At 46.9% G+C, this 15,784-nt stretch carries 9 protein-coding genes; 1 reads left to right on the top strand and 8 read right to left on the bottom strand.

Going from position 1 to position 15,784, the window contains the following annotated elements; all coding sequences use genetic code 11:
* Positions 1 to 70: 70 nt before the first annotated feature.
* From V8F51_RS05725 to V8F51_RS05695, 7 genes are all read right to left on the bottom strand, one after another.
* The gene (locus V8F51_RS05725; RefSeq protein WP_337099133.1) at positions 71 to 1,411 is read right to left on the bottom strand and encodes a (Fe-S)-binding protein; all 1,341 of its coding nucleotides are present in this window, start codon (positions 1,409 to 1,411) and stop codon (positions 71 to 73) included.
* 52 nt (positions 1,412 to 1,463) lie between these two features.
* Complete coding sequence (locus V8F51_RS05720) at positions 1,464 to 2,879, bottom strand: FAD-linked oxidase C-terminal domain-containing protein (protein ID WP_337099132.1); 1,416 nt, start codon at positions 2,877 to 2,879, stop codon at positions 1,464 to 1,466.
* Positions 2,880 to 2,923: 44 nt separating this feature from the next.
* Entirely contained in the window at positions 2,924 to 4,435 is a 1,512-nt protein-coding gene (locus tag V8F51_RS05715) for a DUF5060 domain-containing protein (RefSeq protein WP_337099131.1), read from the bottom strand.
* Positions 4,436 to 4,508: 73 nt separating this feature from the next.
* Complete coding sequence (glpK, locus tag V8F51_RS05710) at positions 4,509 to 6,002, bottom strand: glycerol kinase GlpK (RefSeq protein ID WP_442956404.1); 1,494 nt, start codon at positions 6,000 to 6,002, stop codon at positions 4,509 to 4,511.
* 13 nt (positions 6,003 to 6,015) lie between these two features.
* Complete coding sequence (locus V8F51_RS05705) at positions 6,016 to 6,954, bottom strand: transketolase family protein (protein WP_337099128.1); 939 nt, start codon at positions 6,952 to 6,954, stop codon at positions 6,016 to 6,018.
* Positions 6,955 to 6,959: 5 nt separating this feature from the next.
* Positions 6,960 to 7,802 (bottom strand): transketolase, encoded by an 843-nt coding sequence (locus V8F51_RS05700; protein WP_337099127.1) that lies wholly within the window; start codon positions 7,800 to 7,802, stop codon positions 6,960 to 6,962.
* A 21-nt stretch (positions 7,803 to 7,823) separates the two neighbouring features.
* On the bottom strand, positions 7,824 to 9,257 hold the full coding sequence (locus V8F51_RS05695; protein ID WP_337099126.1) for an L-fucose/L-arabinose isomerase family protein: 1,434 nt from the start codon (positions 9,255 to 9,257) through the stop codon (positions 7,824 to 7,826).
* A gap of 265 nt (positions 9,258 to 9,522) precedes the next feature.
* Between V8F51_RS05695 and V8F51_RS05690 the strand changes: the two genes are divergently transcribed.
* Positions 9,523 to 10,587: a LacI family DNA-binding transcriptional regulator gene (locus V8F51_RS05690; protein WP_337099125.1), complete on the top strand. Its 1,065-nt coding sequence runs from the start codon at positions 9,523 to 9,525 to the stop codon at positions 10,585 to 10,587.
* 48 nt (positions 10,588 to 10,635) lie between these two features.
* Here the strand turns inward: V8F51_RS05690 and V8F51_RS05685 are convergent, their stop codons facing one another.
* Positions 10,636 to 15,615 (bottom strand): hypothetical protein, encoded by a 4,980-nt coding sequence (locus tag V8F51_RS05685; protein ID WP_337099124.1) that lies wholly within the window; start codon positions 15,613 to 15,615, stop codon positions 10,636 to 10,638.
* Positions 15,616 to 15,784 lie beyond the last annotated feature (169 nt).

Raw genomic sequence — 15,784 nt, 5'->3', positions numbered from 1 at the left:
AAAACTCCGTCCTGAGGGGACGGAGCTCATTGTTAACGATGTAAGTTCTATTTCTAATCCAGTTGGACTGTCAGCTTGAAAAGATGCCATGGACTGTCTCTTTCTCTTCAACCATTCTCTCGTAAAGGAAATCGACGATATGTTTGACTTCCATCCGGCTGCTGTCACCATGCTTCTCTACCCCCAGCTTCATCTGGAGAATACATCCCGGATTGCTGCTGAGGAGGTAGCGTGCTTCTGTCCGGTTCGCATGCGCCATCTTATGCTCTAGTATTTCGCCTGCCATCTCGGGCTGTGTAACGTTATAAATGCCTGCAGAGCCGCAGCATCGATCCGCTTCCTTCATCTCGACGAAATGGACATTGGCAACTTGCCTCATCAGTTGCCTTGGTGCGCTTGCGCTCTTCATGACATTGCGCAAATGACAGGAGTCCTGATAAGTAATCATAATGGGACCGTCGGCACACGCGCTCGATTCTGCAAATGCCGGGAGTCTGCCATGATCGATGAGCAGCTTGCTAACATCGATCACCTTGGAAGCAAACCATTTCGCAAGAGCATGATTTTCGGAGTCATCATGCAGTAGGTGGTCATACTCCACCAGCAAAGCTCCGCACCCTCCTGCGTTAGACACGATATAGTCTACTCCCGCTTCCTTAAAGACGGCAAGATTCGTACGAGCTAATGCTTTAGCCAAATCCAGCTCGCCGCTATGCGCGTGAAGCGCACCGCAGCATACCTGCTCATTCGGTATGACGACTTCAAATCCCGCTTCCGACAGCAACTTTACGGTATTCACATTGGTTTCTGCGAACAGCACATCCATGATACAACCCCTGAACAAAGCAACGCGGGCAATCGTTTTTCCTTTAGCCGGATAGACCGTGCCAATCCTCTCTACCACGCCCTTCCCCGTTGCATTCGGAAGGATTTGCTCCATTTCACGAAGATGCTTCGGGAATAGATGCATGATGCCCGTGCCTCTTGCCAACTTACGCAGACCTGATTTCTGATAAACTGCGAGAGAACGTCCAAGCCACTTCATCCGTCCCTGGTGAGGCAACATCCCCTGAAGCATCACTTTACGCAGACCGTTAACAGGAATGCTATGTTCTGCATGGTCCTCAATTGCATCTCGAGCCTGCTCGATTAACTGTCCATATTGGACATCGGCGGGACACGCCGGTTCACAAGCTCTACAGCCCAGACAATGGCTCATTTGGTCTTGAAACGGTTGATCTGCTTCCATTATACCGTCCGCAACCGCTTTCATAAGAGCGATTCGACCGCGAGGAGATTCCTGCTCCAATCCGGTTTCCCGAAAAGTCGGGCAAGCCGGCAAACAAAATCCGCATCGCATGCAATTCGTCAGTTGATCATAGTCCAGCTTCAAATGAATTGCCTGGGCCATAGGATCGCTGAGCCTTACATTTGGTTTTTTGGGAATTGTCGTTGGACTCGGATCACCCACGAGATATCACCACTCTTTTTCTTGTCTCTTTGGCGAAAATTTTACCCGGATTAAGCAGGTTATGCGGATCGAAAGCATGCTTGATCCCTCGCATCATTTCTATTCCGGACTTACCGATCTTCCACTCCAGGAAAGGGGCCTTTACTAAGCCAACGCCATGCTCTCCGGTAATGGTTCCTCCCAATTCGATCGCCGCTTCAAATATCTCTTCGAAAGCCTGCTCCACGCGATGCACTTCATCATGATCTCTTGCATCTGTCGTAGCTGTCGGATGTAAATTCCCATCTCCCGCATGACCAAAGGTTGCGATCATCACATTGTGCTTTTTAGCAATTTCATTGATTCGCAACACCATCTCCGCAATTTTAGATCGAGGTACCGTTGCATCCTCGAGTATGGTTGTCGGGCGCAGCCTTGCAAGCGCAGTGAACGCACTGCGCCGTGCCGTCAGCAGCTTTTCCGCTTCCTCGCGGCTCTCCGCAACCTCTACCCGATCCGCATTCTCTAATTTGCATATCTCTTGTATTCGCTCCATATCGTATTCTACCGCTTCCGGATTGCCATCCTGCTCAATGAGCAGAATAGCCTCCATATCTCTGGGAAGACCTAGTTTGGCAAAATCGTCGACGACCTGAATCGTTGGATTATCCATAAACTCCAGCGTTGCCGGAATTATTTTCGATTCAATAATACGAGAAACGGTTCTGGCCGCTCCATAGAGATCCTTATACATGGCAAGCATCGTCTTCTTCGTCTTTGGCGGCGGCACGAGCTTTAAGGTTGCCTCTGTTATAATCGCAAGCGTCCCTTCCGACCCGACCAGCAGCTTCGTCAAATCATAACCGGCAACATCCTTCATCAGCTTCCCGCCGGTCCGCATGATGTCCCCGTTCGCAAGCACCGCCTCAAGCCCGATAACATAGTCCTTCGTTGTACCATATTTCAAACCGCGAAGCCCACCCGAACACTCCGCAATATTTCCGCCAATCGTTGAGATTCTCATACTGCTTGGATCCGGAGGATAAAATAATCCTAGCGATTCGATATGCGAAATGAACTCTGCCGTAATGATTCCCGGTTGAACGGTGGCCGTCAAATTTTCCAGATCAACCTCAATGATTTGATTCATTCGGTGCATGACCATCACGATACCGCCGTGGACAGGAACTGTTCCGCCGCTCAGGTTGGAACCAGAACCGCGGGATACGACCGGTATACGATGCGCGGCTAGCACCTTCATAATATCTGACACCTGTTGCGTGCTTTCCGGGTAAATAACGCCGTCCGGCAGACTTTGGAGCATAGGCGTTCCATCGTAGGAATGAGCAATTAACGCTTCGCGATCATCCCGAAAGTTTTGCATGCCTACAATCCTGCGAAGTTGTTGAACGATAACATGCTCCAGCATATGGCTGTATCCCCCTAGTAACAAGAACAAAATGTCCTATACAATTACAGAATATCATAAATTCTCTTTAAGTGAACCGCCGTCCATTCCTTAATAGGGAAACGATGACCCATCTTTATGACTTTCTCCTCTATTAATTCGCAATTCCACACATCGTAAATTTTGGCTTCGTACTCAGGTTCAGTGCCGTCATACGGCCCATACCATAAACCTTTACCTGGCAGATCGTAACGGAAGAAAAATAGATACTCCTCGATGCCTTTGTGCAGGGCGAAATAATGATGACCTTCCGAATTGCGCCTGTCTCTTACCATTTCCTGATACGAGCAAGATTCGAGGATTTGCTTCATAAATTTGAGACGCGGCCCGCTTTCTCCAACCAACGTCCCACCGTATGACCAGAACAAATCTTGGTCATTCCCCTCAATCTTAAACACCTCGCCATGAGAGGCATACCCGCCTGCCATAGCCGACAGCCAGTGGCGAAACACGGTCGTTGCCGCATCGCTGTTGCCCCAATCATCCTTGATGTTTCCTTCATATTGGTACTCGTCGTTGATGACGGGCATATTATAGTCGTTCTTTAATTCTAGCAACAACGTATACGTATCTGGGTGCTGATAGGACACATGTGTCATCCAATCCCGTTTGGGATAAGCGGATCCCAAAGGTATATTATGATTGGATCTCGGATGATTGTGAGGATCGTTCGTTTGAATGTACGTTCCAATTAAGTCCCAATCTTTATGATCCATCCCGATACAAAACTTCCCGTCTAACGTTTCGGAAATATCAAATTCGTTTGCCAACGACCACCACACATTACGGAAAGCCGCTAATCTTGCAATCATGTATTTGACGTACAGAAGTTCATCCTCTTGCTGCATGCCGCGATCAATGCCCCAACAATCATAGGGATGGAACAGGATCACATCCGCCTCAATGCCAAGCCGCATTAGCTCCTTCACGCGTTCCTCGTAATTTTGAAAGTATTCCGGAAGCAAAGTTTGGAAATCAAAATCATTTGATTGTCCGGCGAAAGGAAAGACAGGCGGATCGTAGGATACATTTACGTCGTTTACGCCGCCTCTGTAGTACTTGGGAAATACGAGCATCCGAATCTTGTTGAAACCATATTTAGAGAACGATTCCAGCGTCTGCTGCCGGATCTCCTCGGGTCTGTAGGTCCATGCGTATGCCGTCGTTCCCATAACAAAGAACGGTGTTTCATCCGCATAGTTGAAATGTTTCCCGTTAATTTGGACTGGGCCGTGATTGTCTTTCTGTGCTTTCGTGCTTTCGAATGCCCCTGTTAATCCGTTGAACTCCTCCTGATTGGAGGAAAGTTTGAAGCTATATGTCCCTTCCTCCTCGGGCATAAAGCGAATTTTCCACGTTGATCCGCCGTCATAGAAACCATATACTTTTTGGCTTGTTTGATCTTTTCGAAAATAAGCTTCCAACCTGACATCTTGAAACGGCTTAGCAAACGTTGTTGCCGATTCCAATTCAATCTCGAATACGCACCATCGTTCAACAGTCTTGGAATAGTTCATCGCATAAACCTCCTAAAATAGATAAAGACTGCTTAGTCATTTGAATACACTTTCAATTATAACGCTTCATCGTTCAGCCTGCGCCTTCAAGCAAAGTGTTGACCGCATGCCGCCAGCCTGCCAAGCATTTGTCCCGAGCTGCCGCATCCATCTGCGGTATATATACTTGATAACCTCGGACGCTGGATTCGATCTCTTGCACAGAGCCCCACACGCCAACTGCTAGACCGCCAAAATAAACGGAGCCCAATGCAGATAGCTCCATAACGTCCGACCGAACGACTTTTTTATTTAATAAATCGGATTGAAACTGCATGAGTAAAGGATTGCCAGCTGCCCCGCCGTCTGCACGAAGTTCGCCCATCTCCACGCCAGAAATCTGCTGAAGCAGTTCCAAGGCATCGCATACCTGATAGGCAATACTTTCTAAGGCTGCCCTAACGATATGTCCTTTTCCTGTCGCTCGATTCATTCCTGTAATAGCTGCTCTTACATTAGGCTGCCAATGCGGTGCGCCAAGGCCGACAAAAGCGGGTACAAGATAAACGCCCTCGTTATCTGGCGCATCATGCAACAACCGGTCCATCTCTTCGAAGCTTTCAAATAAGCCTAAATTATCGCGAATCCATTTGATGCTGTCGCCGGAAGAACGAATAATAGCTTCAAGCGCATAGGTCACTTTCCCTTGACAGCCCCAAGCAATGGTTTGAACGAGTCCATTTCCCGAAGCGGCAGGCAGAGTACCCACATTCATCAGCACGGAAGTTCCCGTCCCATAAGTAGCCTTAGCCATGCCTTCATGAAAGCATAGATTTCCGAACAGCGCTCCTTGGGAATCACCGATAATGCCGGAGATCGGTACACGCGCACCTAGCCAATCGTTCTCTTCGGTATACCCGAACACCTCGTCAGAATACTTCACCGACGGAAGCAGCGAAGATGGAACGCCAAACAACTTACACAACTCATCATCCCATTGCAGCGTATGAATATTGAATAAGGAGGTTCGACTGGCATTCGTGTAATCGGTTGCATGTACGTTCCCGCCTGTCAGCTTCCAGATGAGCCAGCAATCGATCGTGCCAGCCATCAGCCTGCCTTCGGTAAGCTTGGACTTCGCATCTTGCACATTGTCCAACATCCAGCTCCATTTGGTTGCTGAGAAATACGGATCGATCATTAGCCCGGTCTTCAGGGTGACGGCCGTCTCCTGTCCCTCATTCTTCAAAGCAGCGCAGTGTTCTGCCGTACGTTGGCATTGCCATACGATAGCGCGATATACCGGCTCGCCGGTGACCCGATCCCACAGGACCGCCGTTTCCCTTTGATTCGTAATGGTAAGCGCCGCTAGCTCGGTTGCCTTAATTTGCGTTTGCTGCAATACATCGATTACAGCTTGTTTGACATTCTCATAAATCTCGAGCGGATCATGCTCCACCCAGCCAGGCCTCGGGTAATATTGCCGATGCTCGAACGAGCTCTTGCCAACCACGGTTCCATCCCGATTCACTAGCAACGCTTTCGTCGCGGACGTACTTTGATCGATGGCCAAAATATAGTTATCCATACTCACCCATCCTCTACCTGCCTAGCAACTCGAAGGCGATTTGTTTCAAATGGTCGACATGGATTCCATAGTGGCGGAACACTTCTGATGTTTTTCCCGCGATAGCCGGTTCATCCGGAATGCCTACGATGCGCATCGGCACGGGATGGTGCTGGACGACAACCTCTGCAACGGCCGCGCCTAATCCGCCATGAATGCTATGCTCTTCGACCGAAATGATTTTGCCGGTCTCGCGCGCTGCTCGTATGATGGCTTCCTCGTCGAGCGGCTTAATCGTATGCATGTTAATGACTCTGGCCGAGACGCCTTCCTTTTCGAGTGCGTCTGCCGTATCCAAAGCGATGCGTACCGTTTCGCCGGATGCAATGAAAGTAACATCCGCTCCATCCCTTAGCGTTACAGCTTTGCCGATCGTAAATTCATAATCATCGGAATCGTACACATCCTCTACCGCGTTACGCCCAATCCTGATATATGCGCCGCCTTCATACGCAACGAGTGCCTCCGTCATTTTCTTCGTCTCGTGGCGATCCGCGGGCATGACGACAGTAAGTCCCGGAATAGCGCGCATAACCGCCAAGTCCTGTAAGGAATGATGCGACATGCCTAATGCTCCATAGCTAATCCCGCCGCTTATGCCCACCAGCTTGACGTTCGTAGCCGAATAAGCGACATCGACTTTAATCTGCTCGATGCTCCGCATGCTCAAGAAACAAGCAGGAGAGGCAACGAACGGCTTTTTCCCGCTATGCGCAAGACCAGCCGAAATACCGACGATGTTTTGCTCCGCGATGCCAACCTCGACGAATTGATCCGGATATGCGTTGGCGAAGGGCGCCATTGCAGCCGAACCCCGAGAGTCGCTGGTCAGCACCAAAATATCTTTATCCTCTTTGGCCAGATCGAGAAGAGTCTCGCAAATCACTTGTCTGTTTGGTATATTATTGCTCATAACCGCTACACCTTCCCTTCCTGCTTGCAGGATTCCAGCGAAGCCGACAACTCTGCAAGCGCCCTCGCCAGTTCCTCGTCATTCGGTACATGATGATGCCAGTGCGGTATGTTTTCCGCAAAAGAAACGCCTTTACCCTTCACCGTATTAGCCATGATCAGCGTCGGTTTTCCTGGTACTCCAGGAACAGCCTCGAACGCCTTCACCAGCGATTCCATGTCATTGCCGTCAATGGAAACGACATTCCAGCCAAATGCCGCCCACTTGTCATCGAGTGGATCAAGTCCCATCACTTCTTCGGTTGATCCACTGATTTGCAAGCAGTTGCGGTCGACAATGCCTACCAAATTATCGAGCTTATAGTGTGCGCCTGCCATAGCCGCTTCCCATACCGAGCCTTCAGCTTGCTCCCCGTCGCCCATGAGGCAGAATACCCGATAACCTAATCCATCGCGTTTGGAAGCTAGCGCCATGCCGACCGAAATAGCGAGACCGTGTCCGAGCGCGCCCGTATTCATCTCAATGCCCGGTACTTTGTTGTTCGGGTGGCCAATTAATCGCGTACCGAAACGGCTGAACGTATCCAATTCCTCTTTCGGAAAAAAACCAAGATCGGCTAATATGCACCATAACGACTCCACCGAGTGGCCTTTACTAGCGATGAAGCGGTCCCGAATGGCCCACTTTGGATCCTTCGGATTCAGCTGCATCACATCGTAATACAAAGCGGTTAATATATCGGTGTTGCTTAGCGAACCGCCAGTATGTCCGGTCTTGGCGCTATGGATCATTCGTAGAAGATCCATCCGAATTTGCACCGCTTTTCCTTTAAGAGCTGCTATCTCCATCTGACTTCCTCCTCCTTCTCTCTATAGTCCTTTGCCGCGAAGCCATGCCTGAATTTCCTGTTCCGTAGGGTCAACCGGATCCGGCGTCAATCCTGGGATATAATTACAAGCCTCGTATAGAGCTGGAATTGCATTTGCGTGTATACCAACGGAATGATGAACATAAGGGCCTTTCACAAGCTTTTCTTCCCATAACGGCCAGTCGTTTACTTCTACCCACACATACGAACCCCGAGTATAAGGACCTTGAATACCGCGAGCTCGCCCCAAGAACAATTGGTAATCGCCGTGATCCCCATCGAAACGCGCAAGCGTCATATTTCCGCCTTTAATCTCCCCTTCATGCGTTCCTGGGGAATGGTCATCGAATAGAAAATGTTTGCGCAGCTTCGGCTGATTCTCGACCGATAATGACACCGGGAAGTTCCCGCAATGGAATAGTAGCTCCCCATTCGCATTCTCGGGATGGCGAACCGTTAGATCGGCGAAGAAGGTCGGGTGCTGATTCATGGTCGCCGCTTGCACCATAACAGATGTAATCGCTCCATGAATATCGGTCTCACAGGTCACTGGAATTTGTTCGTCGGTTAGAATTGCATTAGCTAGACAAGGCATGATACCCATGGCGTCCTGAAGCGACGACCAGCATTGAATCGCGATTGCCGAGCTTCCCGTTTTTATTGCATAATTTTTCATTGTCACTTTCAAAGCCGCTATTCTTCTTACATCTGCCTCGGTAACTTCCGACCAATCCAGCTTTTCTTTAATATAGTCCATACAAGCCGCAAGCTCAGAGCTATTGCCTTTCTCGATCCGTTTCGTTTCCGATTGAATGTCCACGAGCGTAATCGGATGAATCTCAATGCCGAACCGCTCAAGCAATTCACCCTCATTGCACATCATTGTCCAAAAGGATGCCGGGCGCGGCCCGATCTGCAAAATACGCAATTTCCTAAATTGCTTCACCACGTTCGAAGCCGCAATGAAGTTCGTAAATCCGCGTTCAAAAACCGGATCATCCACTCTAGTATTCGTTACATAAGTGAACGGAACATTGAATCGGCGGAGCACTTTGCCCGTTGCGAACAGTCCGCACTGTGTATCTCGAAGCCTCATGCCGTCCTCTAGGGGCGATTCATCTCTTGGTCCCCATAATAGTACCGGCTTGCCTAACGCTTTACCTACTCTTGCAACTGTATCTTCTGTGCCGAAATTGCAATGCGGGAATATTACGGCGTCTACTTTTTCTTGTTTAAAACGGTCAATGATCAGATCTGCATTGATATTGTCGTCGTACAGCAACCCCTCCTGATTAATCCCTTCAAGGTCGACGATATCGATGTCCATGCCAAAGCTTTCGATTTTCTCCTTAATCAACACCTTATACTTGTAGGCGTCCTCCGCGCTGAATACAAAACGTCTAGTCGGCGCATAACCCAGCTTAAGTTTCTCCACAGCCGCACTCCCCTTAATTGAACTTAACAAATAATTAATAGTTGCTTACTTTGATAATTAAGTTTAGTTGATATCTATTAAACTCAACCTCAATTTATCACCATTCAGCCATACGGTCAACGAATTTATTTGTTTTTTAGTGAAATATTTAGTTGATTGACTAAACTGTTAAGTGGAAAACCGCTTATATATTGCTTAAACCTTTACTTTCGTGTAAACTAAACTGAACTAAACAGATCCTTAATTTGATTGGAGATAGATAGCTATGAAAATGGAGGATATCGCTAAGCTGGCAGGCGTATCGAAAGCAGCTGTATCGCTTGCTTTGAACGGCAAACAAGGAATCAGCGAAGAAACGCGCGAGCGTATTTGGCAAATTGCAGAGGAATATGGCTATAAACATAAAGCTAAAGCTGCGGAAGCAGAACCTGCCCAACATGCCTTAACCTTCTTGGCTTTTGCAAACTCGGGAATCGTGCTTGAGGAGTACTATCAGCAGCCCTTCTTTCGCGAGCTCATTCACTTTATCGAGGAAAGATGCCGGCAAAGCGGCTTTTCACTCATTTATACATCTGTGGAACAAGAGCAGTTTATGGACAAAATCAAAGCGTTGGAAGAGGAGAAACGCAGTGACGGAGTCATTCTGCTCGGAACCAATCTGAATCAATCCCAAGTAGCTGCTATCGCTGAAGGCATTTCAATCCCGCTTGTCGTTCTGGACAACTGCTTCGAGACGCTTCCTGTCCATTTTGTGAGCATTAATAATGTGATGGGGGCTTATCAAGCGGGTTTGCACATATGCGATTACGGTCATCGAAATATCGGTTATATCGCTTCCAATGTGCGGATACAAAATTTCGATGAGAGGAAGAAGGGGTTCGACGACGCTCTGCGCGAAAGAGGTCTGACTGTAACTGACCAGTGCATCTTCTCCGTTGCTCCGACCATTCTATCCTCGCAAGAGGCGTTACAACAGCAGCTTACGGCCTACTTAGCGGATGGCAAACCGCTGCCTACCGCTTTCTTCTGCGAATGCGACTATATTGCCATAAGCGCAATTAAGACGCTTAGCGAGCTGGGGTATAGAATTCCCGAAGATGTGTCCATCGTCGGCTTCGACAATATATCGGAAGCCCGGATCGTCATGCCAGAGCTGACAACCGTCCATGTCGCCAAGGAACGCCTTGCTTATTTGGCAGTCGATTTGCTCATTCAATCCATTGGTTCCAAAGATCAGATCAAGACAAAGATCACTGTGGATACGGAGTTTATCCAAAGACTCTCTTCTACCATGCAACGGGAATATAGTGCGGCTGGGCTAGAAACATAGACATACAAAAAAGCCCCGATCGGGGCTTTTTGTTATTAGGACTATTATTTACTTCGTGCCAACTACCGTCATGGTCACAGTTTGACCGCCGTATGTTCCGCTTATTGTCGTTTGACCTATTTTGTGTAAGGTTATTATTCCATTAGCGATTGTCGCCGTCTCAGGGGCCGCTGATGACCATAGTGCAAGGCCGGTCACATCGATTTTCGAGTTATCGGCCATCGTGGCTGTAAGCTTAACTTTTTGGGTTTTGCCTATCTTAAGCGATACGTTTTTCTTGTCCGTCACTATCGACTTCACCGTCGTATCGATGACGATTGTAACGATTTTCCCGCCATATTCTGCTGTTACCGTCGCTTTGCCAATACCATTCGCTTCAATGAGCCCTTTGTTAACCGTGATTGTACCGCCCGATGTATCCGAAACCAATGTCCATTTAGCTGCATTCGTTACGTCCCTCGTTCCGCTCGTCAGCGCAGCAGACAACGTCATTTGTTTCTTTTCTCCTAGCTTCATAATTACAGGTTTAGTTATTGCTTTATTCGCGATTAAAGCAGTCATCCTGTTAACATTCGCATTAATGGTAATCATTACACTTTTTTGTCCGAGTTTTGCTGTTACTGTTGCCGTTCCGAACTGCTTCACTCGGACCTTCCCCGCTTCGACGCTCAGTACAGAAGGATCCGAGACGGACCACGTCGCCATATGGGAAACACCTTCTGCCTTGCTGTTGTCGCTGAACACTCCTTTAGCAATCAATTGAAGCTCATCTCCCGGTAACAGCGAGACGGATTTGACGCTTGATTGCTTGCTGCTCGTTCCGACAGTCAGACTTCTCACACTGGAATCGACAGAAATCGTAGCTCGTTTACCCCGAAACTCTGCCGTCAACACCGTCTGACCGTAGTCGTGGATGACTAGCTTGCCGTCCACCATCTCCGCGATCTCTGGCTTGGAAGAGGACCAATTAGCACTACTTGTTACTTCCTCTTGCGTCTTATCTTTGAAAGTCGCCGTTAGTTTGACGACTTTCTCAGCACCTGGACGAACCAACACTTTTGTCGTTGAAGCCGTCAGTTTCACAGGCTGTTTCTCAATAACAGTAACTGGAATCGTCAACGATTTTCCTTTGTAAGACACCGTAATATTAGCCTTTCCGACGCCTCTGGCCAATATCTGTCCGAAGTAGTCACCTTCAGCCACTTGATCGTTATCCGAGCTCCATCTTCCATCATAGATGATATCCCGTTTCGTTCCGTCGGCATAATAGGCCATTACTGTAATCTTGCTGAATGCTCCGACGCCTTCAAGCGTCAGTGATGGTTTCGAGACCGTTAGCTTTGTTACGGCAGGCCCCTCCCCGACTTTGATTATAGCCGTTGCTGGCGTAACTTTAACCGGTCCGCCTACACGGTAGGTGAGGTCGTATACCCCCTCTTGTTCGGGAAACCTCAATGAACCAAGATAATCTTCCCGAAGCGTAATCATCTCGCCCGTCGACCTATTTTTATATTCATAGGTAATGAAACTTTCATATGCAGGAGAATGCAGCTCGTCTAATCGATTATTGTAACTGTCGTAAACATAATTGAAATCGGGATATTCCAAATATTCTCTCGGATCATAATACTTATTCCGCAGTGACAGCTTTGCTTTGAGTTTCGTATCCATATTGAGCGTTAGATCTTTAGTCAGATCGATCGATTTGCTGTTGTACCCGTATGTCCAATCGCTATTTTTGAATAGGAAGTTAAAGTTGTAATTATCTTTGGATAAATAAATAGGCTTCAGCTTATCCAAGCGCAAATAATAAATGGTCATAAAAGTATCCGAATTAAGCGCGGCAAACCATTCTACCTGCATGTTTTTGTCGGCCATTTGCGGCTTTAACAACGCCATTTCGCTCTTTTGAAAAACAATATTCGCCCCAGCTGTCCCTGCCACAACGTTGTTCTTGAACAACATATAAGCTTTGTCGTCATCTTGAGCGTTTACCTGGACATTATAGACGCCTTGCTGAATTTTCGCATCGGGATAAACGTTTAAAGCCGCCACAGGTCTTCCTAAAGTGTCTAGGAAATTGAAAGTCTGTGTATTAATTTGGAACCCTTTTCCTGTGCTCGCTATAGTAGTTGTCACAGGTACGAAGGAGCTTGTGTCTATTGGAATAATCTCTCCGATTTGCTCCTCGCTTATCGGCACTCTAAACATGTATTTGTTCGTACTGATTGCCATGAATTGCTCAGCATCTTCATTCCAAATTTCGTGATTGATGCCAATAATCGTTCCGCCATCAACCGGCGTAATTGTAGTATTTTCTAATGAGTAGCCGGATTCATATTCCTTACTGTAAGCGTAAACGGCATCTGCTTGCGTAATCTCTTCATCCGGTATGAAAAAACGCAGCATCGATTGACCAAACGCTTTGATAACCAATTCCGCTGTCGCGGGTTGAATCGCTATCGGAGAATCATTAACGGATAAGGTAAGCTGATTCCTGCCAAGTTGATCAGGCACCTCGATGTTCAGATACGATAACGGTACTGACTGCGTAGAGACATGACCGGATTCGTCCTCAAATTCAGCCTGAAATGCAGGACTTTTATCCAAACGTGAATTGTATATCTGGGCGAGCCAATTTCCATATTGATCAACAACCGAGATTTCATTATCATACAAAATTTCACTAACATAATGTGTTTTTTCCAAGTTCGTCTTGATGCTGTACGAGGTATCGTAAGATAGGACCTGATCGTGATGAATATCTGCTTCAGGTTTCTCATAGTAATACTGCCAGTTCTCCTCATCCTCAAAATTCATGAATAACCAATAGTCATTATTCGTCAGATAAACGTCTTTTCTTCCCTCTAGATTCAATCCATAGACAGCGCTATTAGAAAAAGAAGGATAAAGATACTGCGTATTTAACAATTGATTATCCATTTGAAAATGTAAATTTGATGCCTCCGATTTAGGAAACATAATCGAATGACTTCTCTCCGAGAGCGAAACATTCTGCTTAAAGAGCATGTAAGCATGACTATTATCAAACCCGTTTATTTGAATATTATAATGCCCCGGTGTAGTCAAGAGGTTGTTTGATGATTCTGTGAATGAGATCATTTTTTGGTTCTCATCCAGATATGTTAAGACCACGCTGTTTGTCTCGAAGCTTTCATCCGCATAAGGCACGCTTATGGTTAGAGGAACAAGTTCCTCCAAATCAACTAGGATCGGGATGCCCTTATCCGTGACTGATACTTGTTGAATGATATTGTGTTTATTGGTTTCGATTTTGACATAGCACTCATTGCATTTATCAAGATTGGTATATGTACTGATCCTGATGCCCTGATCCGTTTGTACAGCGACATAAGAAACACTCTGCCCATCGTAACCATAGTCTGTGCTTGTTCCCCAATTGTTTCTCATAGATAGGGAAACATTGTTAACATGAAAATCTCCCGAATTATCCGGTATGATAAAGGATAAATCCGGAGCCAAGATAGTAATAAGTTTGGTTGCCGATGCCGTTATTGGCAAGTCATCACTGAGCTTAATGGTCATTTCGTAGCTGCCTGGATCAACCGGTAACTTCACAATCGGGTAATACCTACTTGACATTATTTCGCTATAAATAGTGTCGTTCTTACTAAAAATAATTTGGACTGGTACCTGGTTTCCATGCTGATCCGTAAGATCATTTAGAGTCATAAGCCTAAGACCATCTCGGATTTCCAATTCGTTATAAAACTCTTCGCCTGGCATAAATTCCGTTTCGTACGGATTGATCGTCATGTTCAGATTCAGATCAATCGCCAAGCTCGGCGTTGTCGCCGGGTTGAACTTGGCTTTGTAGAATCCATAGCTATAACCGGATTCCGATAAGTATTGCATGTCTATGGATTCGTAGATAAATTGGCTTACACCGATGTACTGCTTTCCTTCAGCATTAGCGGCACGTATAGAATTGTACCCCTCCCAATATATAGAAAAAAAAGAACTCAGCTTCAGGCCCGATCCTTCCGGTGTAACCGGAATGCGAGATATTTCATCTTGCTCGAACGTCACAGTCGTCTCGTTTCCGCCTACCGTTATATTTTTCTTGAACAGCAGATACGAAGTATCGTCACCTTGAGCGTTGAACTGAACATTGTACAACCCTGGGCTGAGCAAGTCACCCTGAGACAGCTCGATAGCCGTAACTGCGACCCCGTACTCATCCGTAAGCGTGAAGGCGAGATGATCATCCTCCCAGCCTTCGTTTACAGCCGGGAGCTCCGCATGAATACTACTAAATAGGGAAGGATCGATCGTTATCGAGGTACCCGCATCCTTCGACTCCACCATCTGTACAAAATGATTGCGCGTATCCGATACTATCTGCCCGACAATAAAAAACTTGTCCCATTTGTCCCAATCCAGATTCGGAAAATGAACGATAAGCCCCTCATCCGTGCTCTCCAACTCATATGGCTCATTAAGCAACATGTTGTAACCTGTCTCTTGGAGCACGTAGACATTCGCATGTACATAAGGGTTCCTCGCCCCCTTAATCAAGAGATCGACACCGGTTGAAGAGGATTCATTTTCCAAGCTCAACGATGCCGACGATACCTTTCTAGCAACTCGCACTCCATTCTCGTCGGAGATTGTATAGTCCATCTCAGGTTGCGGCTGCTGAATTTGCTCGATTGTAGGTTGCAGCATCTGGTCGTTATCAGTTGCTGTTGTCGTTATTATAGAGCCATGCGAGATTGGTACAGAATAAGTTTGGCCGTCCGCATCGGTTTTCACTTCATAAGGAGACCGTTCTACGTTAGATGTAAGGTTGTTAGTCGTTGACGTCTGTAAGTCACTCTGGCGATTCTCCAAATCATATTCGTCTTGACCGGCGATATCCGCTCTCTGAGCGAATAAGTTCCCATGCGTATCCGTTCTTGTCACATAGTTTTCGTTCTGATTTGTTTCTTCGGCCCCCTCGGCATAAGCCGTATTGCCAGCCCCCGGAAGTAGTGTTTGCATCATTAGTGAGAATAGCAGTAAGGTGACTATCGTTTTCATTAAGAGATTCCTTTTCAACAAATCATTCATTGCTCTATCATCCTCTACTAGTTCCTTAAAATCATTCCATAATAAGTATACTATACACATAAAATCTTACAATTAAAAAACAATAAAATACCACGACCAGAGG

It is taken from the genome of Paenibacillus sp. YIM B09110 (genome assembly GCF_037167145.1).
Classification (GTDB): domain Bacteria; phylum Bacillota; class Bacilli; order Paenibacillales; family Paenibacillaceae; genus Pristimantibacillus.
This window is presented reverse-complemented; position numbering and strand designations above follow the sequence as displayed.

What these genes read in the sequence shown, in the direction of transcription:
- glpK (WP_442956404.1), bottom strand. Translation starts at nt 6,002, where the DNA reads ATGGATAACTATATTTTGGCCATCGATCAAAGTACGTCCGCGACGAAA.
- V8F51_RS05725 (WP_337099133.1), bottom strand. Translation starts at nt 1,411, where the DNA reads ATGGCCCAGGCAATTCATTTGAAGCTGGACTATGATCAACTGACGAAT.
- V8F51_RS05705 (WP_337099128.1), bottom strand. Translation starts at nt 6,954, where the DNA reads ATGAGCAATAATATACCAAACAGACAAGTGATTTGCGAGACTCTTCTC.
- V8F51_RS05700 (WP_337099127.1), bottom strand. Translation starts at nt 7,802, where the DNA reads ATGGAGATAGCAGCTCTTAAAGGAAAAGCGGTGCAAATTCGGATGGAT.
- V8F51_RS05720 (WP_337099132.1), bottom strand. Translation starts at nt 2,879, where the DNA reads ATGCTGGAGCATGTTATCGTTCAACAACTTCGCAGGATTGTAGGCATG.
- V8F51_RS05685 (WP_337099124.1), bottom strand. Translation starts at nt 15,615, where the DNA reads ATGATGCAAACACTACTTCCGGGGGCTGGCAATACGGCTTATGCCGAG.
- V8F51_RS05690 (WP_337099125.1), top strand. Translation starts at nt 9,523, where the DNA reads ATGAAAATGGAGGATATCGCTAAGCTGGCAGGCGTATCGAAAGCAGCT.
- V8F51_RS05715 (WP_337099131.1), bottom strand. Translation starts at nt 4,435, where the DNA reads ATGAACTATTCCAAGACTGTTGAACGATGGTGCGTATTCGAGATTGAA.